The 24206-nt window shown below is 41.3% G+C and carries 28 protein-coding genes and 1 pseudogene; 21 read left to right on the top strand and 8 right to left on the bottom strand.

Annotated features, from left to right (window positions below; all coding sequences use genetic code 11):
- Window positions 1-86: 86 nt before the first annotated feature.
- Window positions 87-512, top strand: coding sequence for a GNAT family N-acetyltransferase (locus ACXADT_RS17535; protein WP_474812694.1), 426 nt, complete (start codon window positions 87-89; stop codon window positions 510-512).
- A gap of 141 nt (window positions 513-653) precedes the next feature.
- Window positions 654-1544, top strand: a pseudogene (locus ACXADT_RS17530) (alpha/beta hydrolase); the annotation flags it as partial.
- 379 nt (window positions 1545-1923) lie between these two features.
- Here ACXADT_RS17530 and ACXADT_RS17525 read toward each other — a convergent pair.
- A complete protein-coding gene (locus tag ACXADT_RS17525) occupies window positions 1924-2328 on the bottom strand; it encodes a TipAS antibiotic-recognition domain-containing protein (protein ID WP_474812692.1) in 405 nt (134 codons plus the stop codon).
- A 456-nt stretch (window positions 2329-2784) separates the two neighbouring features.
- Here ACXADT_RS17525 and ACXADT_RS17520 point away from each other — a divergent pair, with 456 nt between their 5' ends.
- On the top strand, window positions 2785-3888 hold the full coding sequence (locus ACXADT_RS17520; protein ID WP_474832101.1) for a histidine kinase N-terminal domain-containing protein: 1104 nt from the start codon (window positions 2785-2787) through the stop codon (window positions 3886-3888).
- Window positions 3889-4033: 145 nt separating this feature from the next.
- Window positions 4034-4249 carry a hypothetical protein gene (locus ACXADT_RS17515; protein WP_474832099.1) on the top strand — a complete coding sequence of 72 codons (216 nt, stop codon included), beginning with the start codon at window positions 4034-4036 and terminating at the stop codon, window positions 4247-4249.
- A gap of 30 nt (window positions 4250-4279) precedes the next feature.
- On the opposite strand, the gene ACXADT_RS17510 is transcribed toward ACXADT_RS17515, so the two are convergent.
- A complete protein-coding gene (locus ACXADT_RS17510) occupies window positions 4280-4456 on the bottom strand; it encodes a hypothetical protein (RefSeq protein WP_270181398.1) in 177 nt (58 codons plus the stop codon).
- Between the two features lie 258 nt (window positions 4457-4714).
- A complete protein-coding gene (locus ACXADT_RS17505) occupies window positions 4715-4993 on the bottom strand; it encodes a hypothetical protein (RefSeq protein ID WP_270181399.1) in 279 nt (92 codons plus the stop codon).
- A 181-nt stretch (window positions 4994-5174) separates the two neighbouring features.
- On the opposite strand from ACXADT_RS17505, the gene ACXADT_RS17500 reads away from it, so the two are divergent.
- Both ACXADT_RS17500 and asnB read left to right on the top strand, forming a co-directional pair.
- Window positions 5175-5765 (top strand): peroxiredoxin, encoded by a 591-nt coding sequence (locus ACXADT_RS17500; RefSeq protein WP_474832098.1) that lies wholly within the window; start codon window positions 5175-5177, stop codon window positions 5763-5765.
- Between the two features lie 377 nt (window positions 5766-6142).
- Window positions 6143-8056 carry an asparagine synthase (glutamine-hydrolyzing) gene (gene asnB, locus ACXADT_RS17495; RefSeq protein ID WP_474832096.1) on the top strand — a complete coding sequence of 638 codons (1914 nt, stop codon included), beginning with the start codon at window positions 6143-6145 and terminating at the stop codon, window positions 8054-8056.
- Window positions 8057-8315: 259 nt separating this feature from the next.
- On the opposite strand, the gene ACXADT_RS17490 is transcribed toward asnB, so the two are convergent.
- The gene (locus ACXADT_RS17490) at window positions 8316-9713 is read right to left on the bottom strand and encodes a DUF2254 domain-containing protein (RefSeq protein ID WP_474812682.1); all 1398 of its coding nucleotides are present in this window, start codon (window positions 9711-9713) and stop codon (window positions 8316-8318) included.
- 222 nt (window positions 9714-9935) lie between these two features.
- On the opposite strand from ACXADT_RS17490, the gene ACXADT_RS17485 reads away from it, so the two are divergent.
- The 7 genes from ACXADT_RS17485 to ACXADT_RS17455 all read left to right on the top strand — a co-directional run bounded on the left by ACXADT_RS17485 (window position 9936) and on the right by ACXADT_RS17455 (window position 13724).
- Window positions 9936-10418 carry a CBO0543 family protein gene (locus ACXADT_RS17485; RefSeq protein ID WP_474832095.1) on the top strand — a complete coding sequence of 161 codons (483 nt, stop codon included), beginning with the start codon at window positions 9936-9938 and terminating at the stop codon, window positions 10416-10418.
- A gap of 196 nt (window positions 10419-10614) precedes the next feature.
- The gene (locus tag ACXADT_RS17480) at window positions 10615-10941 is read left to right on the top strand and encodes a DUF3889 domain-containing protein (RefSeq protein ID WP_474812678.1); all 327 of its coding nucleotides are present in this window, start codon (window positions 10615-10617) and stop codon (window positions 10939-10941) included.
- 104 nt (window positions 10942-11045) lie between these two features.
- Window positions 11046-11342, top strand: a complete 297-nt coding sequence (locus tag ACXADT_RS17475) for a hypothetical protein (protein WP_474832094.1) — start codon at window positions 11046-11048, stop codon at window positions 11340-11342.
- Window positions 11343-11465: 123 nt separating this feature from the next.
- Complete coding sequence (locus ACXADT_RS17470) at window positions 11466-12380, top strand: AEC family transporter (protein WP_474832092.1); 915 nt, start codon at window positions 11466-11468, stop codon at window positions 12378-12380.
- 253 nt (window positions 12381-12633) lie between these two features.
- On the top strand, window positions 12634-12906 hold the full coding sequence (locus ACXADT_RS17465) for a YkvA family protein (RefSeq protein ID WP_270181407.1): 273 nt from the start codon (window positions 12634-12636) through the stop codon (window positions 12904-12906).
- Window positions 12907-13160: 254 nt separating this feature from the next.
- Window positions 13161-13331 (top strand): FbpB family small basic protein, encoded by a 171-nt coding sequence (locus ACXADT_RS17460; protein WP_270181408.1) that lies wholly within the window; start codon window positions 13161-13163, stop codon window positions 13329-13331.
- 3 nt (window positions 13332-13334) lie between these two features.
- A complete protein-coding gene (locus tag ACXADT_RS17455) occupies window positions 13335-13724 on the top strand; it encodes a sporulation protein (protein ID WP_474832091.1) in 390 nt (129 codons plus the stop codon).
- Between the two features lie 32 nt (window positions 13725-13756).
- On the opposite strand, the gene ACXADT_RS17450 is transcribed toward ACXADT_RS17455, so the two are convergent.
- The 4 genes from ACXADT_RS17450 to ACXADT_RS17435 all read right to left on the bottom strand — a co-directional run bounded on the left by ACXADT_RS17450 (window position 13757) and on the right by ACXADT_RS17435 (window position 16966).
- Window positions 13757-14920 carry an FAD-dependent oxidoreductase gene (locus ACXADT_RS17450; RefSeq protein WP_474832089.1) on the bottom strand — a complete coding sequence of 388 codons (1164 nt, stop codon included), beginning with the start codon at window positions 14918-14920 and terminating at the stop codon, window positions 13757-13759.
- Window positions 14921-14930: 10 nt separating this feature from the next.
- Complete coding sequence (locus ACXADT_RS17445; protein ID WP_474832088.1) at window positions 14931-15530, bottom strand: TetR/AcrR family transcriptional regulator; 600 nt, start codon at window positions 15528-15530, stop codon at window positions 14931-14933.
- Between the two features lie 141 nt (window positions 15531-15671).
- Complete coding sequence (gene splB, locus ACXADT_RS17440) at window positions 15672-16700, bottom strand: spore photoproduct lyase (RefSeq protein WP_270181412.1); 1029 nt, start codon at window positions 16698-16700, stop codon at window positions 15672-15674.
- A gap of 29 nt (window positions 16701-16729) precedes the next feature.
- The gene (locus ACXADT_RS17435) at window positions 16730-16966 is read right to left on the bottom strand and encodes a transcriptional regulator SplA domain-containing protein (RefSeq protein ID WP_270181413.1); all 237 of its coding nucleotides are present in this window, start codon (window positions 16964-16966) and stop codon (window positions 16730-16732) included.
- A gap of 200 nt (window positions 16967-17166) precedes the next feature.
- On the opposite strand from ACXADT_RS17435, the gene ACXADT_RS17430 reads away from it, so the two are divergent.
- From ACXADT_RS17430 to ACXADT_RS17395, 8 genes are all read left to right on the top strand, one after another.
- Window positions 17167-17370: a hypothetical protein gene (locus ACXADT_RS17430; protein WP_270181414.1), complete on the top strand. Its 204-nt coding sequence runs from the start codon at window positions 17167-17169 to the stop codon at window positions 17368-17370.
- Window positions 17371-17441: 71 nt separating this feature from the next.
- The gene (argH, locus tag ACXADT_RS17425; RefSeq protein WP_474832086.1) at window positions 17442-18941 is read left to right on the top strand and encodes an argininosuccinate lyase; all 1500 of its coding nucleotides are present in this window, start codon (window positions 17442-17444) and stop codon (window positions 18939-18941) included.
- 53 nt (window positions 18942-18994) lie between these two features.
- Complete coding sequence (locus ACXADT_RS17420) at window positions 18995-19561, top strand: HD domain-containing protein (RefSeq protein ID WP_474832085.1); 567 nt, start codon at window positions 18995-18997, stop codon at window positions 19559-19561.
- 229 nt (window positions 19562-19790) lie between these two features.
- Window positions 19791-20036 carry a biotin/lipoyl attachment domain-containing protein gene (locus tag ACXADT_RS17415; protein ID WP_270181417.1) on the top strand — a complete coding sequence of 82 codons (246 nt, stop codon included), beginning with the start codon at window positions 19791-19793 and terminating at the stop codon, window positions 20034-20036.
- A gap of 90 nt (window positions 20037-20126) precedes the next feature.
- Window positions 20127-20765: a FusB/FusC family EF-G-binding protein gene (locus ACXADT_RS17410; protein WP_474832084.1), complete on the top strand. Its 639-nt coding sequence runs from the start codon at window positions 20127-20129 to the stop codon at window positions 20763-20765.
- Between the two features lie 159 nt (window positions 20766-20924).
- The gene (locus ACXADT_RS17405; RefSeq protein ID WP_474812659.1) at window positions 20925-22115 is read left to right on the top strand and encodes a dicarboxylate/amino acid:cation symporter; all 1191 of its coding nucleotides are present in this window, start codon (window positions 20925-20927) and stop codon (window positions 22113-22115) included.
- A gap of 281 nt (window positions 22116-22396) precedes the next feature.
- On the top strand, window positions 22397-23440 hold the full coding sequence (locus ACXADT_RS17400) for a M14 family metallopeptidase (protein ID WP_270182032.1): 1044 nt from the start codon (window positions 22397-22399) through the stop codon (window positions 23438-23440).
- A gap of 202 nt (window positions 23441-23642) precedes the next feature.
- Window positions 23643-24203: a GNAT family N-acetyltransferase gene (locus tag ACXADT_RS17395; protein ID WP_474832083.1), complete on the top strand. Its 561-nt coding sequence runs from the start codon at window positions 23643-23645 to the stop codon at window positions 24201-24203.
- The last annotated feature ends 3 nt before the right edge of the window (window positions 24204-24206 follow it).

Below are 24206 nucleotides of genomic sequence, written 5' to 3'. Positions count from 1 at the left end.
GTATTAAAATATTGTTCGTCTATTACTTAATGTACATGACAAAGGTTTCCATGTCAAAACTTATTTCAGCGATTGGAGGAATCATTGTGATTAGAGAAGCAAACAGTCGTGATGTGAAAGGACTCGCACATTTGATGGGAGAACTCGGGTATCCGACGAGTGTTGAGGAAATGGAAAAAAGAATGTGCATTATCTTTGAGAACCAGTACTACCAGACTTATGTTTATGTTGATGGTGATGTGGTTGTAGGGATGATCGGTTTTATGCATTGTTATCGGTATGAAAGTAGCGACTCGTATATTAGGATAAACGGTTTTGTCGTGGACTCACATGCTCGAGGAAAAGGTATCGGAAAATCCCTTCTACACTTTGCAGAATCTTGGGCGGAAGAGAACGGAGCATCGTTGGTTACGTTGAATAGCGGTAACCGTCCTGAACGAATCGATGCTCATGCGTTTTATGAGCGGTGTGGGTTTGTAGGAAGTGCAACGGGATTTTATAAAAAGCTCTAGGCAAAAGTTATTATTCTCGTCCAAACCGAATATAGTTTACTAGTATTCGCTACGAGTCCTGCTTGAAGGGAGAGGACGGCTATTCAACAGCAGTCGATAGGTGATTTTCCGGTAGTGTTTGTACCTGGGTTATTTGGTTCGATGGGTGACGAGATCATTCCAGGCACAGGAAACTGGCACTTTGGCCTCGCAGGAATTGTGTACAAACCTTTCGTAAAGTTACTTGAAAGAGAACTTGGTCTAAAAGAAGGAGAAAATTTCTTCGTCTCCTATTACGATTGGCGGAAACCGATCGAGCATTCAGCGAGGCGGTATTTATACGATACGATCCAGCATGCGAAGAAAATAACGGGCAAGAAAAAGGTTGTCATCATAAGTCATAGTATGGGCGGATTAGTGAGTCGCTCCTATGTCGAAAGCAACTACTACAAATTCGATGTAAGTCAGATTATCATGATGTGTACACCGAATGCTGGCTCACCTCCTAATTTTAGTTATTGGACCGGTGGGTCATTACCTGGCGAATCAGGGGAGAAAGTTAACCTTGTCCGCCTTTATATGGATGCTTACCTCTGGCTTTTACCGAGGGTGACCAACATGAGTAGAGTTGATGCGATTCATGAATTTTTTAAAGGATTGAAAGATATTACGCCAGGGGCTGCTTACGGGAATTACCTTTTTATGAAAAATAACGATGGAGAATTTGGTGTCGTCCCATATCAAACGATGAATACGAAGAACAACTTCCTTGATGGCTTAAACAATAAGAGAGAAGTGATGAAGAAAAGGCATATTCCAATCACACTGATCGGAGGCATCGGTGAAGAAACCATACGGTATTTGGAAGTTGAACCGTCTGATTCACCTGATATCTGGATAGATGGAGAAGTGACGAATTCGTTGAAAACAGAGCTTGGAGATGGAAATGCGACGCTGAGTAGCGTGTTTTCGCTCGAAGGTGATAAACACATCTTTCAAGGTAGTCATAACGAAGTGCTGTATAAGAGCTTGCCGCTTCTTGCAAAAAAACTTGGACGATCATGTGGGGAAGAGAAGCCATATCCATCTTTCAATGATTATTCACTGATCATCTTGAAAGGGAAAGGGCACATTAAGCTGAAAGAGAAGACTGAACACATTAGTCATTTGTTGAGGCCAGACACATCGACGTCGATCGAACACCATATGTCCGTCGTTCGGATTAAACAAATGTCTTGCCTAGTCGTTTCTCAAGAGTTTCTACGTACGTACACGGTTAACTTTGTGCCTCACGAGCTACGAGATGTGGAATATCTCCTCATTAAGAAAGGGAAGAGAACGGAGAGTCGTATACACGTCAGTTCGAAAGATCCGATTCCTGTGAATGCATTGCTCACACTTTAAATTCCATAACGCAAAATGAAACAACGGATTATCCCGTTGTTTCATTTGGTTCAACGCCGATATAACATGCGATCCCTTTACGCATATACTCAGCGAGGCCTGCTCCATATTTGTCGATGTTACGTTTGAATCGAGCGTCCTTCACATAAAGATCTCCAAGTCGATAGAATTCCTCAAGAGTATACGAACCGTTAAAATAATCGCATAAGAAATGATACCATTCATCGATGATGCTCTGTGTTTCAATCGAATGTGGGGGAATCGACGTTAGACTAGCGATCTTTCTGTAAATGGTTTCGAGTGAAGTTTGCAATTCTTTCTTTTCTTCATTTGATAAATGGTTCAACTGACTCATGCGAGCTTTCCTCATCTTCTGGCTTGCATACTGGCTGCGGAAGAACGCAATCGCTTCAAACCTTCCCTTTTTATCCATAATACGACCTCCTTCCATCCTTAAGGAGAAGGGGAATGTTATTTTAAAATATATTCTAGGGAATCAGGGAGTATGACTTTCTGAATCGCGGCTGGTACGTTCGCGAATAAAATTTTCGGAAATGCACAGATTTCTTTTCAGAATTAATGTAAACTTATTATGATAGCTTGTCGATTGTAATAACTTCAGTAATGACATCGTTTTTTATTCGAGACGATTGTTATGATATACAGAAGTGTTAGGCTAAACTTGGTCTGGGGTTGAATGAGCTTTTACGAATAGTAAGAGTATCGTGTAAGCTGAGGCGAAAATGCTTTTGTGTACAAAATGATGTTCATGATCGTATTAAAAGCCTAAGTTGAGTTGATCATTTCAACATTTCGGTATCATTGTTATACTAGTAAGAAAGTTCTGTATATTTTCGTCTTTTACTATAAATAAATGAGGGATGAGGTTATGATTGCACAAAATCAATTAGTAGACTACCTCGACCAAAACCTAGACGAATATCTTAATAGCTGGAAACGTCGAGTTAGAATCTCTGACGATGATATTTATAAGGATAAGGTAGTCGCGAATGGAAAATTAATGTATCAACTTGTTAGAACCAATATCGTTGAGCCGATCGATGAAAATAAAATCGCTAACCTTGCGAAGCAAATAGCGAGGGAACGAGTTGAAGCGAATATCAACATCGGGGATTTTATTTATAATGTAAACTTAGGGAGAAGTGTGTTATTTGACCATATGACGCGATCGGATGTTTCTTCTGATGATCTTCTTCCGATCCTTCAGTCGTTTAATGACTTGTTCGACACGTTTGCCTATCATGCGGTAACGGAATATACGAAGATCAAAAGTGATGAGTTACAGGAAAAGATTTCATACATAGATGAAACTCATCAAGAAAAGCTATCGATTTTGGGACAAATGTCTTCAAGTTTTGTTCATGAATTTAGAAATCCATTAACAGCCATCATGGGTTTCGTGGCAATCCTTAGGAAAGAAAATCCTGAAATGAAGTATATTGATGTGATTGAGCATGAATTGAAACAGCTAAACTTTCGGATTTCTCAGTTCCTCCACGTATCGAAAAAGGAAATCGATGGGGTGGAAGAGGAAGAGTTTGAAGTGGGGGAAGTCTTCAATGAAATGATCGACTTCATTTACCCAAGCGTAGTGGACGTAGATGTTCACATTTCGAATAACATACCTAAAGGGTTACGGATTTTCGGACAAAAAGATAAGATCCGTCAAGTTCTTTTAAATATCGTAATGAACTCGATCGATGCGCTTAAGGAAATCCAAAGAAACCGGAAGATCAATCTTTTCGGTGAGAAGCTAAAGGGTGAGATGAAGCTTCATATTTCCAACAACGGACCAGCGATTCCTGAGAAAAAACTCGATACGATCTTTGAGCCGTTTTATACGACGAAGGAGCTTGGCACAGGAATCGGTCTCTATGTTTGTCAAAAGATCATTCAGAACCATAACGGTCAGATCTCATGTAAATCCGATGAAGATGAAACAACGTTTACTATTACGTTACCTCTTTGTTAAGCTAACGTGAAAAAGATGTCATTTGCTGATGATAAGTAAATGGCTTTTCTTCGTGTGGAGATAAGGCTGAGCGGGTATTTTATTTATAGAAGAGGGAGTTAATTCGAACCCTTCGAATTTAATCGTAAAGGTAACGGAGGAAACGATGATCACTAAAAATGCAGGAAAGATGAGTAAGCATTATTTCGTATCTTATTTCAACCTAGTGATGAATGCCAGGGGGTTTACGATAGACGAAGCAAAAGCATTCACATTTAGGGAACTGTTCGATAACGACCAGAATGTTTATGGGGAGAGTACGTATCTAGAATTTGAAAAAGCGTATGAAGAGCTGAAAGAGGACGCTGACAGGACAAACTGAAAGGACAGGCAAAGCCTGTCCTTTTAGAATTTAGAGAATCGTATATTCGTCGTGCTTCGCAACAACACGTTTTTCTTCGTCTTCAGATACTTCATGCCATTCGGCTACGATCGTGTTGTTTAAAATGCTGATAACCTTAGCTTTACGGCTACCTATTTGTACGTCACTACCGATTTCTGGGAGTATAATATCGTTCTCTACCTCCACGTAAAACCCCTCTTTTCCATTTAGAGTAGATACTATGATAACATAAATTATTTCGCATTCCTAATAATCAGGGAAAATTACCCTTTATTGATAGTGACAGGTTAGATAGCGCTTGCATTTTTTAGAGGAATACATAGATCACACCGATCATATAATGAACAATAGCCTATTCTCTCCCCCCTCGTTTAGAGGGGCTTTTTATGTAGAAAAATAACATGCAAAAGCTTCTGCACTCATGTACAGAAGCTGCTGTGAGTTCTAGTAGTTACGGTCACGTCTGTCCTGGCGTCTTTGCTCGGACGGTTCTTCATCCAAATCTGGCTCTTCTTCATCCATATTGTTTGGAGTATCACGTTCGCCCGGCTGACGAATGTGACGTCTGTCCATGTCGTCATCTCTGTTGTTGTCGTAACGAACTGGATCGTAATTCACATCTTCAGGCTGTTGATTCATATCGTCTTGCTCTGGCGTACAAGCTGCTAATGAGCCTGTAGAAAGAGCAGCTACCATTGTTAATACTAGTGCTTTCTTCTTCATATCTTTTCCTCCTTAAATTTGATGGAATCGATTCTTAATATCACCAGAGAAAAAGTTTTTACTCTAAAAAAAAGCAGGATATTATTGTCAATCACAATCTCTTTGATCATACAAAGAAACGAATGATTTAAGTGGGGTTCTCATATGATATAGGGCATGTGAAAAGAGGTGGAGAGTGGATATGTCAGAGGAGAGCCTGCCGTTTTGCGCACAAACGAACGATGTTGCGCCATTATTTCGAGCAACTGCTTACGATCCCATCAAAAAAGTAATCGTACAGGTTAGTCTAGAAGATTATCGCGGTAGCTGGGTCATCCTATTTTTCTATCCCAGTGATTTCACATTTGTTTGACCAACAGAGTTAGCAGCGGTCGCTGCTAGTTATCCTGAATTAAAAGCGATCAACACGAATGTACTAGGAATTAGTACCGATAGTGTTTATTCTCACAAAGTTTTTACAGAAGTTTCTCCTTTAGCGGCAAAAGTCCGATATCCCCTTGTCAGTGACCGGAATCATCAAATAAGCAAATCATATCGCGTTTTAGAAGAACAGACAGGAACAGCTTTACGTGGAACAGTGATCATCGATCCTGTTGGTATGATTCGTTCGAAAATGGTCTATCCTCCAGAGGTAGGCCGGAATTCATTCGAGTTAGTAAGACTTATTCATGCTCTTCAGTACCATAAAAAAACGGGAAAAGGTGTCCCGGCAAATTGGACGCCTGGTCAAGAGGGAATCATGATCACAACACAAAATATTGGTCAACAATAAAAGTAGCGAACTATTTTGCTGCTTTTTTCGTTGTATTATGTGAAGAGAGTGTGAAAAGAATGAACAGATTAGGTGAGACTATCTTCCTAATACGGTGGTTTGGGTCAAAAGAAGGGACAATTTACGGTAAGAATGTGCTTTAATAGAAGTAATAGTTGGAATATCAATGGATAATCATTACTGAAATTGGAATTGAACGCAGCAATCTTCAAACAACGGTTATTTACATACACCTCTTTGATTATTTGCTGTTATGACGCAATCGATTCTACAGTATAAATAGAACGGCTTTACCAAAATATTCACTCAACTGTTACGTAACCATTACTTAAATGTTACAATTGTATTACTATCCCAAAGAAAGTGTGGCTATAGTTATGTGTGGTTTTATAGGTGTTCTACGTACGGAACCAGAAAAATCAAAATATCACTCACAATCTGATCTAGTTAAAATGAACCAGGTCATTGCTCATAGAGGCCCTGATGATGAAGGCTATTATACCGATGACTATGTTTCGTTAGGGTTCAGGAGACTAAGCATCATCGATATTGAATCTGGACATCAGCCTTATCACTACGAGAACGAACGGTATTGGATGGTTTTTAACGGGGAGATCTACAACTATGTAGAGCTTCGTGAGCAGTTAAAAAAGCAAGGCAAAACGTTTCAAACGGAATCTGATACAGAAGTGATCATCGCGTTATTCTCAGAAAAGGGTGTAGATTCGTTCGCTGATTTGCGCGGAATGTTCTCTATATTGATATGGGACAAACATGAAAACACCCTTTTTGGTGCGAGAGATCCGTTTGGAATAAAACCTCTTTACTTTAAAGAAAAGGATCATGATGTAATCTTTGCTTCTGAAAAGAAAAGCATAACGCTTCTGCAAGAATTTGAAGAAGTGGATCCAATAGCACTTCAACACTATTTAAGTTTTCAGTACTCTCCGGAGCCAATGACACTCACTGACGGAATAAAGAAGGTCGAGCCAGGTCATTATTTCGTAAAGGAATTGAATAGACCTCTTCAGTTTCATCGCTATTTTCATGCGACATTCAACCCAATTCTCAACAGAGATGAGAAAGAGTGGACGAAACGTATTCAAGATGTCCTCATCGATTCGGTGAATGTACATATGAGAAGTGATGTGCCAGTCGGTTCGTTCCTTTCTGGTGGTATCGACTCTTCCATTATTGTGTCACTGGCGAAACGAGTTAATCCGAACATCAAGACGTTTTCTGTTGGGTTTGAAAGAGATGGGTATTCAGAAGTAGATGTTGCGAAGGAAACGGCAAACAAGCTGAATGTAGACAATTATTCCTACATGATATCGGCCAAAGAATACATTCAAAAGCTCCCGAAGATCATGTTTCACATGGATGATCCTCTCGCTGATCCCGCGTGCGTTCCATTATATTTCGTCGCGAGAGAAGCTCGTAAGCATGTAACCGTCGTCCTTTCAGGAGAAGGAGCTGATGAGTTATTCGGTGGGTATAACATCTACCGTGAACCAGAAGCGCTTCGCATGTTCCAACCGGTTCCAACCAGTTTGAAAAAGATGATCAACAAAGTCGCGACCGTGTTACCAGAAGGAATGAAAGGCAAGAGCTTCTTAGAACGAGGGTCAACGGCACTTTCCGAGCGCTATATCGGAAACGCGAAGATGTTCGAGGAAAAAGAGAAAGAGAATCTGCTTCAAACCTATGATCCGCAAGAAACGTATCAGCAAATCACAAAACCGTTTTATCAAAACGTGCGATCAGATCATCCAGTAAATCAGATGCAATATATCGATATTCAAACATGGCTGCGTGGGGATATTCTTCTTAAAGCTGACAAGATGACGATGGCAAATGCGCTTGAGCTGCGCGTGCCTTTCTTAGATAAAGAAGTCTTTAAAGTGGCGAGTGAAATTCCTGTGCATGAAAAAATCGCTAACGGAACGACAAAATCAATTCTTAGAAAAGCAGCTCGTGGCATCGTTCCTAACCATGTACTCGACCGTAAAAAACTTGGTTTTCCAGTTCCGATTCGACACTGGCTTCGAAACGAACTCTACGATTGGGCAAAGCAGCTGATCCATGTCAGTGAGACGGATTATCTCATCGATAAGAAAGTCGTGGCGGACCTATTGGAAGCTCATGTTCAGAAGAAGGGTGACTATTCTCGAAAGATTTGGACCGTCCTAGTCTTCATGCTTTGGCATCAAATTTTTGTAGAACGGATTTATTCGTTTGAAGAATTGCAGATGGAAGATGAGATCGAAAGCAAAATAGCGGCTTTTCGTTAAATGAGAAGCAAAGCCTGCCATCATGTTGGCAGGCTTATTTTGTTTTGTAGCCGCTGGCGGCACGTGGAATAAAGCTTATATCAGCGGAAATCTGAATTTATCGGCGAAATCCTCCGAGTTATCAGCGAAACCGCTGTAGTCTTCCCTGCTCAGACTGGCGTTCGAGGACCGGAAAGCAAAAGGATTACATACTTGTTATGGATTACATGCTTCTCAATAAGCAAAGCCTGCCACAGTGTTGGCAGGCTTTTTCATATTCTTAATTTTCCATTTTATGGCCCTCTGAACCGCTCTCACCAAACCGTTTCTCAATTTGGTGGAAATCATCTTCGTGACCCGTGTAATAGGCGAGGCTATACAGCTTTTCGAGTAAATAATCTCGATCCAGATCATAGATGAGTTTTTCATCGATGTGATCCATGGTATTCTTACCAAATTCCCAAACTTCCTTCAACTTGTCCTTAGAAATCGATTGTGCAACAAGACTGAGGGCAAGGATAATTTCTGAGATGATAAGATAATTTTCACCAGCGTAGTGACGAATGTAACCGTAGCCGCGGTATAAGTAATAGCTAAAGCTTTCAGACTCCATAATGACCCGCACACACCCATCAGAATCAGCGAGGTATGGAGTGAACGTGATATCATTTTCGACTTCAAGCAATAGGTCAGCCATCTGGTGAATGATGGTGATTGCCGTCTTAGGGTCATCGTTACCAAGTGACTTTACTCCGATCTCAGAGAGCTTCGTCATACCCATCTTAATATCTTGGATCTCAGTTTCTTTATAACCGATTTCAAGAAATTTATGATACTTTTTCACGTTGATGTCTTTTGCACCTTCGCCCCAAAATGTAAAAAGGGAAGTGCCTCTTAAAACATAATCTCCAACTTTTTTCTGCAGCTGTATCACAATGCGGTCTTTTCTTGCTTCTTCAATCATACTTCGAAAGTCAATCAATTGAATGTAGCCTGATTCAAGGGAACACGCTTCTTTTTCATTGATTCTTTCTTCTTTATCAAAATGAACGGGTGTTTCACTTCTGAATTCTTCGAGCTCATCTGATAATGACGTTCTCACGATCGAGATGGATTCTTTCTTCATGTTGGTCGCGATGTTATGTACCTGCATCCAGCTCGTTGCATGGTTGATGAATAGGATAAACGTCATCACGGTAATGAATGCAAGCATAAATGTGACTGCAGGTATGACAACAAAATTTTCTTCAGACTGGCTAGTGAGGAATAGGAACGTAATAAGTACGTACACGAAGCTTCCGTGGAAGATCCCAACAAAGTGTTGTGTGGTTCGATCTGCAACGAAATTAAGAAGCATCCGCGGTGAAAACTGTCCACTAAACGTTGTTAACACAACGAGTACGGAGTTTAAGGTGAAAGCACTTAGTGTTAAGATTCCACCGATCAGCGAGCTTACGAGCAATCTCGTCGGTTGTGTGCTTGCATGCATGAGCTCGGGAGTGAATTGCGAAAGATTAACTTTTAAATCGAGATATAGAGTGAGTCCTGAGAATAAGATTGCACAGATAATATAGATAGCTGGCATATACCAAAGGGTGGATTGAAGCTCATGCTTTCGCACACTCCTCGGCATATCAAAATATTTGCGCAGCTGCCAGGGTAAGAATTTTTTGAACATGACTGCGACTCCCTTCTACCAATGTCTATAGCGTTTTTCCCTTGGTACACAATGGTAAAACTTGAATTCTTTTTTTATTTATTTTACATAAACGTGCAAAAGTGATACTCACTTCGACCACGTTTAACGACTAGTGTTAAGAATGGATAAAAGGAGCGCATTCCGGAAAAAGTAAGACGTGAATCATCAATCTTAATCTTAGCTGGTAAAGTAGGTGAAAAAATGGGAGCCGAAAAAGTCATACTTTATGCCATGTTTGTAGGTGGACTCTTGTTCTTTTTCTATAGTTTGCGCAAGCCCCCGATAAAGGATTGGCTACTCGCCTTCTTTATTACAGGATATTTTGCACTGATTCTCGGAGTCATGGTCGTGGAAAGCGGCATGCTGTCCTATCCCGTAACGATCTTTCCCTATTTTGATAGCAGCCCTCTGTTTGAACTCGTACTGTTTCCTGTATTAAGTCTTCATTATTATCAAACAACGTATCATTATTCGTTTAAAGGTTACCTTCTAAAAGGGTTTATGTATACGTCGATCCTAACCATTACTGAAGTTTTACTTGAAAAATTTACAGATTTAGTTCAGTACAATACGTGGAAATGGTACTACACTTTTATAAGTGTTTATGTATTTTTTGTCATTATCCGATGTCTTTTACAATTCATTAGTAAATTGCCTGATCAAGAACAAAAAGGAACACACTAGAACGCTCTAGCGTGTTTTATAAATTCGTTCCACCAGATTATTGAAAGAAAGGGGAACCATCTACCTTACTTATAGAGTATGTCCAGGGAGTGAAACTTGCTTGGACGAGCAACCTGATGCATGTGTCACGAATGTATGAATGACGCCAAAGTATTAAATACTATCTCCATACCAATAAAGAGTGGGGGTACACCTTATGTTCAAGAAAGTTACCTGGTGCCTGAGCCTCATGTTAGGTCTCGCACTATTGATTCAAGGACCTTTTGCAAGTGCACAGCAACCTTCTTATGCGGAATGGGGAAAGATTGCCATTCAAGAAACGAAGAAGCAGTATCCTGAGGAAAGTGTTACGGAATATACGTATGATGGCAAGGTGTTTATTTCTGATGAAAGGCATCAATATAATTTCGACTTCACCTTAAAATCGAATGGGGTAAAGAAAAATGTTCGTGTATACGTACTCGTAAACGATAAAAAGAAAGAACTGATCGACGTTTATTTCGATGATGTAGAAGAGTTTTAACGAGTAGCAGCTGGAGACAGCTGCTTTTTCTGTGGTAAAGAAGGGATTTTTACCTTTAAAGGGAATTATTATCTAAACCTACTGGGAACAAAGGAGAGAGAGGAATGAATGTAATCAGAAGTAAGAAAGATATCGAAGAGCTGCTCTTGAACTTTAAAAAAGTGGCAAACTATGATCCAACCGGGGAGAAGCATTATATTGTTTTTAATGACAACGATCGAAATGGCCAATGGACGGTGATGAAATATGATGAAGCGACCTATTCCGTACATGGAAAGGGAGAGTCCTATTGTGATAAGGAAGAAACGTTCGTATCGATAGAGGATCTTCAAAAGATGCTTTGGGAAAACCGAAAAGCTGTGAATAAGCTGGTGAGAGAGGCAAGGGCGTTGATGGCGTGAGTCAACGCTAAGCTTACACGTTTTTGTTCAAGCGTGAACAAGCACGTGCGAAGAATTCTATACGTGATTCTGTTATTATTAACCTTTACAGAAATTCACATCGTATAGATTTGAGGATTTAGCATGATTGGTGTTTTTATCGATATTATTGTACCAGTATTTATTTTGATCGGAATCGGTGTACTGCTTCACCGGATCTTTCGGTTAGATCTTTACACGTTAGCGAAAGTGAACATTTATTTCATCGTACCTGGCTTTATCTTCTTAAAGCTCTACGAAACAACGTTTTCTCTTTCGCTCTTCATCTCTGTTCTGTCGTTCTTTTCATTTTTCGTTGTGCTCCTTTATGTGATCTCTTTGATCGTTAGTAAAGTGTTTCGGTACAGTAAGAGTGTACGGGCATCATTCACGAACAGCATTTTGTTTTATAACTCTGGAAACTACGGCGTACCAGTAAACGACCTTGTCTTTAAACATGACCCGTTTGCAATGTCGATTCAGGTCATCATCCTTACTTTTCAAAACATCTTAACGTTTTCATGGGGAATCTTCACGTTAAAAGCCGTCGATGGCAACAAGCTGAGTGCGGTTATCGGATATTTCAAAATGCCTGTTCTTTATGCTATGGTTTTTGGAATAAGCCTTAATGTAACGAATGTAGATGTGCCGGAATTCATCTTGATTCCAGCTGATTACATTGCAGATTCCATGGTTGCGATCGCGCTAGTAACACTTGGTGCTCAGGTCGCACAGCTTAAATTTTCAAAAAACCTTTCTGTCGTGTACGTGAGTTTGTTTATTCGTTTGATCCTAGGTCCGGCTATCGCGATCGGGCTGATCTACGCTCTTGGTATGGAAGGGGTAACCGCACAAGCGCTCTTAATATCATCTGCGATGCCAACAGCGGTCAACAGCGCCATCATCGCACAGGAATATCGAAACGAACCGGAGTTGTCTGCTCAAATCGTACTCGCGTCCACCGTTTTCAGCATGGTGACCGTAACCGGCGTTATTTCTGTCAGCAGACTGCTGTTTTAACGCTCAATACTTTTTACTTGACGAATCGATCTTGCTGATCTAAAGTTAGAATTACAAACGAACGTTCGAAGGGGAGTAGCTTTTACAGTAAAGTCGTCATTTCAGAGCACGGTGCTCTCGGCTTTATTGGCAGCGAATAGCTGTTAGCAAGACCTTTACCGTCTATGTGGTAAAGGGCTCCTCATGAATAACCTTTGCCAGATGTGGCAGAGGTTATTTTTGATTTGGAAGTAGAATTGAAAGGGGTGAAAATATGACTGCAATCGTAAAACGAGCAAGATTGTTCTTCAAAGTGAAGAAGTTTATCCCGTTTTTGTATGAGTACTTTACGCGCCATGGTGGTAGGAGGAAATGGCTCTCGCTACTCGCAATCCTTGGTTACGTTATTCTTCCGTTCGATTTGATACCAGATTTTCTCAGTATCTTTGGAATGGTGGATGATGTTATGATTCTGACATTCATTCTTCACCAAATCGTGAAACATGCACCAGCAGAATTAAAAGAGAAATATGATTTTGACTATTGACACTATTTCATGAATTCTATAATATTAAGATAACAATTTATCGTTTCTCCTAAAGGGGAGTAGCTTTTACAATAAAGTCGTCAAGACAGAGCGCGATGCTCTCGGCTTTATTGGCAGCAACCAGCTGTTAGCAAGACCTTTACCAGACGGTAAAGGTCTATTGTTTGGCCTTTACCACAGTGGTAAAGGTCATTTTTTATTGGATGATAAGTTGTTTCTCCAACCAAAATAAAAATGAAGCAAGGGAGATCATTATGAGGAAAAACTTATACTCACAAAATAAATCACTTTCATTTAAAGAACTTGTTAAACAAAATAAAGAAGATTTGATGCATGACAAGAAAGAAATGGACCGTATCGATCGTCAGCTTGATGAAAAGTATGATCGTTTTCACCGAAAATCGGTTGTTAAAGGAGGGAAGTAGCACGTGCTCCTAAGAAAATCGATGTGTTTATTAGGAATTGGAGCAGCTAAAATCGATCTTGTCCTTGAGAAGCTAAGCTTCAAGCGAGGTGAACTCGTGACGGGTAGCTTTGAAATCACCGGTGGGACGATCGAGCAACGAGTCAAACGTGTAGAATGTGATCTCGTTTACATTAATCATGCTGAAAAAACGTCTCGGATCGTTGATTCTGTCACAATTTTAACGGTAAAAGATGTACGGAAAGAGCAACGCGTTACGATCCCATTTTCTTTCCGAATTCCTGAAAATATTCCTGAAACTGAAAAGCGTACATCTTACAAGTTTTCAACACGACTTGTGTTCAATGAAGGTGTAAAAAGCGTGGATCAAGATCAAATAGCGATACAAGTTTAGTAGAAGAAGGGGGCGAAATGCCCCCTTTTGAACTATTGCGGCAGCCGTACTGTTTTAAAGTTTACAAACTTCCTGATTCCAGGCAAAACTGAAGCTCGAGTAAGCACATCTCTTACATAAATGCGCCACCATGAGTCAGGTAGGAAATAGTTTGCGAACTTTCTGGCGGAGCGCTGTAAGGCTTCGATATCACTATGTAAAGACTGTTCATAGTGAGCGAGGGCTTTTGACATGTCAGTTTGGTTTTCTAAAGATTTTGCGAGAGTGTAAGCACCCGCCATCGCCATGGAAGCCCCTTGTCCGGCAAGTAATGAAACGCATTGGCACGAATCCCCAACAAACGTAATTCTCCCGTTTCTCCATTCTGGCAGTTCCACCTGTGACACTTCATCAAAATAGAAATCATCCGCATCTACACTTGCTTTTAGTAAATCCGGAACGATCCAATTCATATGACCGAATCGCTCAACCAGTTGATGAAAGGCTCTTTCCTGGGTTACATGCCCTTGTTGTTCAGGGTAGGTATATAAAAAGAATGTCGCTACTTTGTTACCTCGAATCGGGTAAACAGATACTTGAGCGCCTGGCTCAGAATACGTATAAAAGCTTCGTCCAGTTTTTGATAGAACGGCGGGATCATCAATGATATACGCTGCAGTGTAATAGCCGATGTAACGAATCGAATCGTTGAAAGTTTCATTGAATGCTAGGGAGCGAACGGAAGAACGCATTCCATCTGCACCGACTAGAAGATCAGATGTTAATGTGGACTCGTCAGACAAGGTGACGTATACATGATCGTCATCTTGGTCGATTGAAACTGGCCAGGAATCGAACTTCACGTTTACTCGGTTTTTAACCTGCTTATATAAAACACTTTCGAGGTCACCTCTCATGAAGTTAAAGTGTTTATCGTCCATCAGTTTTCGTAGTTTTGGATAAGGGATGTCATATTTTTTCTCTCCGTCGTTCTTCATGAATACAAGCGAGTCGATCGGATAGTGGATGTTACGAAGTTCATTCATCAAGCCCATTTTTTCAGCTACTTCATAACCTGGGCCAAAGAAATCGATCATATAGCCTTCTGTTCTTAAGGATGATGATTTCTCTAGGACCGTTACGTTGTCTCCTTTTTCACTTAGCCAATAAGCTAACGTCAAACCTGCAATTCCTCCCCCAACAATGCAAACGTCCATTTTATTCGCCTCACTTAAAAATAAATTTAATCTTTTCCCGAATTCGTTCTGTCGTTTCTGAAATCTTTTTTTCCTCGATATAAAGAAAGAGGAGGGCTTCATACATCACTGAGCTATAGATCACTTCAGCTGCTGTTGAAGAGTCAAACTGGTTCTCTAGTTTGTTTGTGTTCTTTAACTCCTCAAGTAGTTCGACCAATTCATCGATGAACATGAAATCTAATTCCATCAGGCTCGATAGGAACTCAGGTCTCTTTTGATAGGCATTCATTGAGGCTGTGAGCACTTCACGAAACAGCCGTTTATCGAGTAAGCTGATGGTTTCAAGACTGTGGAATAGATAGGATTGAACCGTCTCTTCAGCTGTTTCCTTCATATGATAAGGGGGAGAGTGGTCACCACTACGGATAAAATCATCTTTCATCACTTCGATCAGGATATCCGACTTCGTTGGAAAATAATTAAATACTGTCCCAGAGCCTATTTCAGCATGCTTTGCGATTTGCTCTGTCGACGTATGATCAAACCCATGCTGTAGGAAGAGCTTTTTCGCAGATTCAATAATTCTCCTTCTTGTCTCCTGCTTCTTCTGTTCACGTAATCCACTCATGTAAGATTCCTCCTAAATTAAAAATATGAGTGCGCTCATAAATGAGTACACTCATATTTTAAGGTGTTACGGAATGAAATGCAAATGGCACGTTGCTCTCGACACCATTCGACCTAAACCGGGTGGTGACAGGCACCGTCTTTACGTAAAGTATTCCAGTTTTGCATCGGGGAAGAACTTATCGATATAGCCTCCAAGTGTTTCTTTCATGTCTTCTTGCTGCTCTTTTTGGTAGACATACTTACCGATTCCGTATTTACCCCATTTCCATTGGCGTTTTTCTTCTTCCATCTCAAGCTTTGACATCGGATAGTTCTTTTGAATAACGCGCTTGGCTGGTTTTGTAAAGCGATGTTGGATAAGTTCGAACGTTAAGTCCTTTGTAGCCTTCTTCGGTAGTTTTGCTTCGAGTTGTTCAAACAACTCGAGGTACCCTTGTTTCCAATCATCATAAAGGTAGATCGGTGCAACGATGAAACCGAGCGGGTATCCTGCTTCAGCGACTTTTGCTGCAGCTTCAATCCTCTCATCGAGTCTTGAAGTACCAGGCTCAAGAAACTTAATCACATAGTCTGCGTTCATGCTGAAACGAAACCTTGTTTTCTTGTTATGTTCCGCATCAAGAAGGTGATCAACATGCGCGAATTTCGTTACAAAACGAAGTTTTCCGTATTCTGATTTCCCAAAGTACTCGATCGCGCTCTTTAAAGTGTGCGTAAGATGATCGATCCCTACGATGTCAGATGTACAAGATGCCTCAAATCTCGTTTGCTCTGGAGCACGTTCCTGCATATACTTCTCAGCCGCATCGAAGATTTCATCCGTATTCACATACGTTCGTATGTAAGGTTTGCTTCCCATCGTGGTTTGTAAATAGCAATAGTGACAATGCCCCATACAGCCTGTAGCAAAGGGAATCGCGTATTCTGCAGAAGGCTTCGATGTATCGAACTTCAGCGTTTTCCTAACTCCAACGACAAGCGTTGACTTTGCCACTCGATACTGCTGGAAATGGTTATCACCCGGTAGGTTTCTTACTTGGTTATGAGAGGTTGTTTCACGTATTTCGATGCCCATCTTCGTAAACTTTTCTTTTAACTGGCGACCGAGGGGATATTCGGTAGCGCGGGGTTCTATATATACGAGCTGTGGAACAAACGGTTTAACCAATACAGTTCCTCCTTCCTTAAATGGTTTTATTATCCGAAGTACATATCGAAAGCTTGCTGTGCCTCTGTTTCTGATTGGTAAATCGCAATATCTGAATTCAATGGATAATAGGTTTCATACAGAAAGAGTGCAAGTTCACCAGGGTGGTCGGGATCATTCACGACTGCTGCTTGTTGGATGTTAGCGACGTCGTATGTATGTGGATTTCGATACATCACATAAACGATATCTCCCGCTTGGTATTGTGTTGGATCGTTGAGATTCATTTTTCATTCACTCCTTTTTCTACCTTCATTGTTCCTAATATGAGGAAATTGTTGCAAAAAAACGGTTGGTAATTCTTGTTATCTCGATGTGAGGCGCAATGTGAAATTGTAAGGTAGTCGAAGGCCTTTTTTTAACATCTTTTCACTCCTTCTTACATATTGTGTTCTGTTGACCTATTATGAAGGAGGTGCGTGGAGGTATGCTGAAGTTTCTTAAGAAATTACTGCCTTCACTTAATGAAAAGTTCTTGTCACGATTTAAGCTCTACAGAAGGCTAAGAGGTGGCGTATGGTACAAAGTGTCTGATCGCGTTGTGCCAAAACACAGCCTTTGGGTAAGAGAAGTCGACCACGAAGCGTATTATGTATGGAAAAAAGAAAACTACAACAAAACGGGCAATTGAGCGAACAGCTCAATGCCCGTTTTTATTCTTTCGACATATGATGAGTAAAAACGGGTGGTGACAGGCACCAAATGAACAAAGAAGAATTCACTAAAAAAGAAGGTAGCGTCTTTCCTGGTAAGACGTATGTTGAGGCGCTATTGACATATGTGTTCGAAGATCAGCGTGATTATTTATTTCATGCGATGTTTCAAATCCACAGGGCTCATGTTGTGATGCTCTCTGAACAGGGAATCATCAAGAAGAAAAATGCTAAGGTGATCCTTGACTGCGTGAATCGTCTTGAAGAGATGGATGTACGTTCACTATCCTATTCACCAGAGTTTGAGGATCTGTTCTTCATGATGGAATCGACGATAAGTAAGGAAATTGGTCCGGATTTAGCAAGCGCGATGCATATTGCGAGGAGTCGAAACGATATGGGTGAAGCGATGTACCGTATTGTGCTGCGTGATCACGTTCTTTTGCTCATCGGTGACTTGATTTCGATTAAGGAAGGTATTATCCAGCAAGCAGGTGACCACATCGATACAGTAATGACTGCTCATACGCATACACAGCCCGCACAGCCAACAACCCTCGGGCATTATCTAGTAGCAGTGTACGATGTTCTTGAGCGTGATTTGAATCGGTTTTGGGATGCATTCCATACCATAAACCATTCCCCTATGGGAGCAGCGGCGATTACGACGACTGGCTTTCCCATCAACCGTGAGCGGGTTAGTGAATTGTTAGGTTTCGAAGGTGTGATGGAGAACTCATACGATGCGATCGGCGGCGTTGATTATTTACTCGATCCTGCTACTGCCATTCTCACATCGATGACGAATACCGGTCGCTGGATACAAGACTTCTTAAGGCTTGCTACGGTTGAAGTGGGGATCTTACACGTTGCAGCACCTTACGTGCAAGTAAGCAGCATCATGCCGCAAAAACGAAATCCTGTATCGATCGAGCATGCTCGCGCAATTGCTAGTAGTGCTGTAGGTGAGGCGCTAAGTGTGATTCAGATGATTCACAATACGCCCTATGGAGATATCGTCGATACGGAAGATGACTTACAGCCCCATCTTTATCGCGGATTCGATAAAGCCTCACGAGTGTATCGCTTGATGAATGCCGTTATTAGGACGATGGAAGTAAATAAACAAAGAGCGCGTTCCGAAGCGTCTCAACACTGTATTACGATTACAGAGCTCGCAGATGTATTGACGAGAGAGAAGGGTGTATCCTATCGTGAGGCTCATAAGGCTGCGAGTCATTTAGCTAGAAAATGTGTTGATGAAAATCGTGAGTTAGCTGATTGGAACGTAGGAGAAGTAAACGATTTGTTGAAAGCGCAAATAAAGATGACAGTGGCTCTTTCAGATAAAGAGTGGAAAGGGATCGTTTGTCCTGAAGAATTTGTTCGCAGGAGAAGTGTAAGAGGAGGCCCCAACCCTACTGAAGTAAAGAGAATGATCGAAGTGCGAAGAGCTACATTGAAGAAACATCACGATGAGTGTGAGAAGATAAAGGGACGCCTAAACGAAAAAGAGCAGCAGTTGAAAAACGTTCGACATTCGACATGAAACGGGTGGTGACAGGCACCAAACAGGGCACCAAACAGAGGGGGTTAGCTACGGTGGATGCGAAGGAAATCGTCACGTTCATTAAGGAGTTAGAGAGACTGAAGGAAACGACGAGATCTGCGTATACGAAGAAGGGAAGACGAGAGAGCGTTGCTGAGCATTCTTGGAGGCTCGCGATGTTTGCACTTGCACTAAAGGATGAGCTAGAAGGGCTCGACATGAATAAAGTGATTCAGATGTGCCTCGTTCACGATCTTGGAGAGGCGTATGATGGAGACATTTCAGCAACGGTGAAGGTGAATCATGATAAAAAGATCAAAAAAGAGGAAAAAGGTGTCGAGCGGTTAACGGATGCTTTGCCAGAAGAAAACCAAAGCGCGATCTTAGCGTTATGTAAGGAATATAACAAAGGAGAAACGAGCGAAGCAAAGTTTGTAAAGGCACTCGATAAGATGGAAACGATCATTCAGCATACTCAAGGAACGAATCCACCAGGGTTCGACTACGAGTTCAACCTTACTTATGGGAAAGAGTATGAGCTCGATCACCCTTTAATGAAACAGGTCAGAAAACTCATCGACCTCGAAACGAAAAACAAAATTGATGAAGGGAAGCCGTAAGCGAGTATCCATAAGGTGCTCGTTTTTTACGTTGAATTCGGTTGCATTTTTCTGAAATGTATGGATTTTAGTTTCGGGGTTGCGATTCTTTCAAATGCCGGTAAAATAGACGCGAGGTTTTTCAGTAAATGTTTCACATCATACTTGGCCATGTGAAACATATCATGATAGTAAACTGACTTTCGTCCTCATTCGAGGAACAATACATGTCAGAAAGGGGCACAATAACATGAATCGCACAGTGGTCTGTCCATGTGAAGGGATTGTTGAAAAAGTTTATGTGAACCATTCATCCCGTGTGTACGAATGGGAGCCGATGTTTGTCATTCGCGATGGACAGGGCAACGTTGAGGATGTCACGCTCAACGTAAGTGGGCAAATCTCTGAACTACACGTACAAGAAAACGATCGCGTGACGTCTGGCGTCATTCTTGCATCGATGAAAGAAGATGACTTCGTAACAGGTAGCGATTGATCTCGCGTTTTAAAGCCGGCATAGCCGGCTTTTTGTGTAGATGGAACACTCTGATTGTGGTATAAAGAAAACACAAGGAGGGGTGCTTTTATGCTTCAGCCGTTTTTGTATAATCACCATCTGAATGTCATTAGAGAACAAATCGATGTTTTATTATACAACGTTAGTCATCTCGTTGATGCCGACGTGAAAGCTGCCGTGCAGCATACGATCGCAGATAAACTACTCGCTCTGTTTCCTACCCTTTCGAAAGAACAACATGCCTTCATCGACGAAATCCGTTACTTGGACGTTTCTGAAATCGAACACTTTCTTGAAAGAGCACAAAAAGTCGTTATTCCTTTCCCAGAGCTAGCGCAGAACGAAATAGAGAAGCTTTTTCGTAAAAGTAAAAAAGTAAAGCTTCCCTATTCTTATCCTAGAACGATCACCTATCTTGGTTGGAATGATATACAATCAAAACGAAAGTATCTTATTTATCCATATAAAGGCGACCTCCTCGGCGTGGAAGGATCTTATACGATATTAAATCAGAGGACAACCTGTTACTTATGCGGTCGGTATGGTGAAGTTGCGCATGTATCGTCCCGGGTTTATGATCATGAAGACTACCACACGGTCGGTCACTATATGTGTGTAGACAGCGTCTTGTGTAATGAGTACCTGAAAGATACGGCTCCGCTTGAAGCTTTTTTTGAAAAAGTTCATAACGAAGCGTTGAACGCATGAAAAACACCGCCTTTTCAATTGTGAAAGGGCGGTGATTTTTTATTGGAAAAAGTTTTTAATCCTTTTTTGCGTTAAAAGCTTGCTAGAACCTCGATTATCTTGTAAAGTACTCCGTAGATTACATCTCAGATGGACAAATGTTTTTGTTTGGAGGACACTATGAAGAAGATTGGACTACTACCACGAATTCTTATCGCAATTGCTTTAGGTGTATTAATTGGAGCATTTCTACCAGAATGGACAGTAAGATTATTCGCGACATTCAACGGTATATTCGGTAACTTCCTTGGATTCGCTATTCCGCTGATCATTATTGGATTCATCGCACCAGGAATAGGTGAAATTGGTAAAGGTGCTGGAAAGCTGATCGGGGTCACGACGACGGTTGCGTACCTTTCTACTTTTCTAGCAGGATTACTCGCATTCTTTGCAGCTCGTAACCTTTATCCTATTTTTCTTACAACTGGCGGCGCAGCTTCAGAGATGGAAAACCCTGAAGAATCACTTCTAGAGCCATTTTTCCAGGTGGAAATCCCGCCGATGATGGGCGTTATGACAGCTCTTGTACTAGCGTTTACGCTCGGTTTAGGAATGGCAGCGATGAAAGAAAATAAGCTTAAAGGCGTTATGGTTGAATTTAGAACGATCATCGAAAAAGTGATCAGCTACGTGATCATTCCGTTACTGCCACTGCACATCCTTGGGATATTCGCGAATATGACGAGTGCTGGTCAGGTGCAAACGATCTTAAGCGTGTTTGCAAAAGTTTTTGTCATGATCATTCTACTTCATCTAACGATGCTGTTGATTCAATATAGCGTGACGGGTGCTGCTACATCGCGAAATCCTTTTACATTATTAAAAGGGATGATTCCAGCGTATTTCACAGCTCTCGGTACACAGTCATCTGCCTCAACCATACCGGTTACGCTTAGGCAGACAAAGAAGAACGGCGTACGCGAAAAAGTGGCGGACTTCAGTATCCCGCTTCTAGCAACGATTCATCTCTCAGGAAGTACAATCACGATCGTCTCCTGTGCGATGGCTGTGATGCTATTAAATGGACAGGACCCAACGTTCGCTTCTATCATTCCTTTCGTCTTGATGCTAGGGATCACGATGATCGCAGCACCTGGTGTACCGGGTGGAGCGGTGATGGCCGCGATCGGACTTCTTGAGAGCATGCTAGGATTCGATGCAACGATGGTATCTCTTATGATCGCACTCTATCTTGCACAAGATAGCTTTGGTACAGCAACGAACGTTACGGGAGACGGAGCACTATCAGGTCTTGTCGACAAATTAACGTCGAAAAAGAAGAACGTACAGTCCGTTGCAAAAGCGAATTAGAAAGAAAGTAAGAGCAAGCTCAATATGAGCTTGCTCTTTTTTCTATCGTTAGCCTCATTTTTTTAGAAGAAGGATGACGAAAGGTGATTCTATTCTCTTATGTGAGTGATGGTTGCGCTCATTGATCATGAGTATTGTACTAAAAATCCAGCTAAACAATCTTCTTCTTCCATTTTTTCGAAACCGAACAGGTCTAACGAATCAAATCCTATTATTTGACAGGAAAGGAAAAAATAATAGCGAAAACATGACAGGAATCTTTTAAAACTGGAGGACTTATGATGAAGAAAAAAATGATTCCGATTGTCGTTTCAGGGATGTTGGTCGTTTCAGGAGGACTGTTAAACGGTGCTACCGTGGGAGCTACTGGAAATGGTCCGGGGTATAACGGTAATGAAACGGTGAAGAATGAGCGATTACATAGCTATGAGGAAATGGTAAAACTGCTCGAAAGGATCGATAAGCAGTCTGATGCACTTGAGCTTGAAGTTTATGGTCAATCTGTTAAAGACAGGGATCTTTACCTTGCTAAGTTTGGAGAGAACGAAGAAAACCCTACGATTCTCTTTTTAACTCAGCAGCATGGAAACGAAACGCTCACTACAGAAGGTGCGTTAAAGGTTATCAAGTATTTGAGTACGAACAATAAGGAAGTGAGAGAGCTTCTCCAAAACGTGAACGTACTCATCGCACCGCGATTAAATGTAGATGGTGCTGAAGGGGACGTGAACTTTTCCCTTGAAGATTACGCAGCTGGTACACATACACGATACAATGCAAACGGCGTAGATTTGAATCGCGATCATGTTGAACGAAATCAGCCAGAAACAAAGGCATTGCATGAGAATGTTCTACAGAAATATGAGCCGGAATACATGGTGGACCTTCACCATCAAGGTACCGAAACGACGCTAGGGGATACTGATGAACTTGTATCAGGTTCGATTCTTTACCCAACGAATGAAAACGTAGATGCTGAGGTGCGCGAAAAATCTAAACAGCTTGGTGGCGTGTTGTATAATGCGATCGAAGCAAAAGGATATGGCACCTTGTCCAAGTACGTAGGGGGAACAGCCCCTACGATCAGTCGAAATGGTCTTGCAGTCGAGTATGGGATTTCTACGCTTCTTTTTGAGATGAGAGGAATGGCAGATCATTATTACGAGCCATATATTCTTGGTCAAAAAAGTAACGGTTATTTGATCAATCAGGCTGTTACCGGGATGAAAGCCGTGATCAAAGCGATAGCGGATGGATCGATCGAGTCTCAAGATACATCGTTCTGGGATACGCTGCCTGAAAGTGGACATAAAGATAGTGAATGATCGTTAACGGTTGTTAGGATGATAATAATTGAGGTGGAATGATGAGGAGCGAATTGGCTTCTCACTTTGAAGACGAGGCAAACGCCTCGTCTTTTTTTATTGTATAAAGATAGTGATTTTTTAAAATATTACCCTTTATTTCCAAAATCTACTATGCCTATAATAGAGCTATTACATTTACCAGAAGGAGCTAAAGAAGCAGATGAACCCGATTTTAATGGATGTACGCACTGAGCTAGAAACGGAACGATTAATCCTACGTATGCCTCAACCAGGTGATGGTAAAGTCATCAACGAAGCGATTCACTTTTCAATGAAGGAACTATCTCCATGGGTAGGATTCGCAAGGGAAAATCCAACGGTTGAAGATACAGAGATCAATGTTAGAGAGGCACATATCAAGTTTTTAAAGCGAGTAGGGTTCAGATTTCTGATATTTGAGAAGAAGACAGGTGAATATGTTGGCACAACGGGTCTTCATAATCTTGATTGGGATGTGCCGAAGACGGAAGTTGGGTATTGGATCAATACGAAGTTTGGCGGACGCGGTTACATAACAGAAGCCGTTGGTGAACTGACAAACTTTGCGGAGAAAGAACTCGGCATGAAACGAATCGAGATTCAATGTGACCTGAAAAACAAAAAGAGCCGTGCAGTACCTGAACGACTCGATTACGTGCTTGAAGCGACTTTACGAAACGATGATGTTTTGTTAGATGGATCTGGATTATCGGATACATGTATTTACGCAAAGGTGTTCTAAGGA

The sequence above is a fragment of the Anaerobacillus sp. ABR4_321 genome (assembly GCF_056158505.1).
The sequence above is the reverse complement of the archived record's forward strand: the minus strand, read 5'-3'. Positions and strand labels throughout refer to the sequence as shown.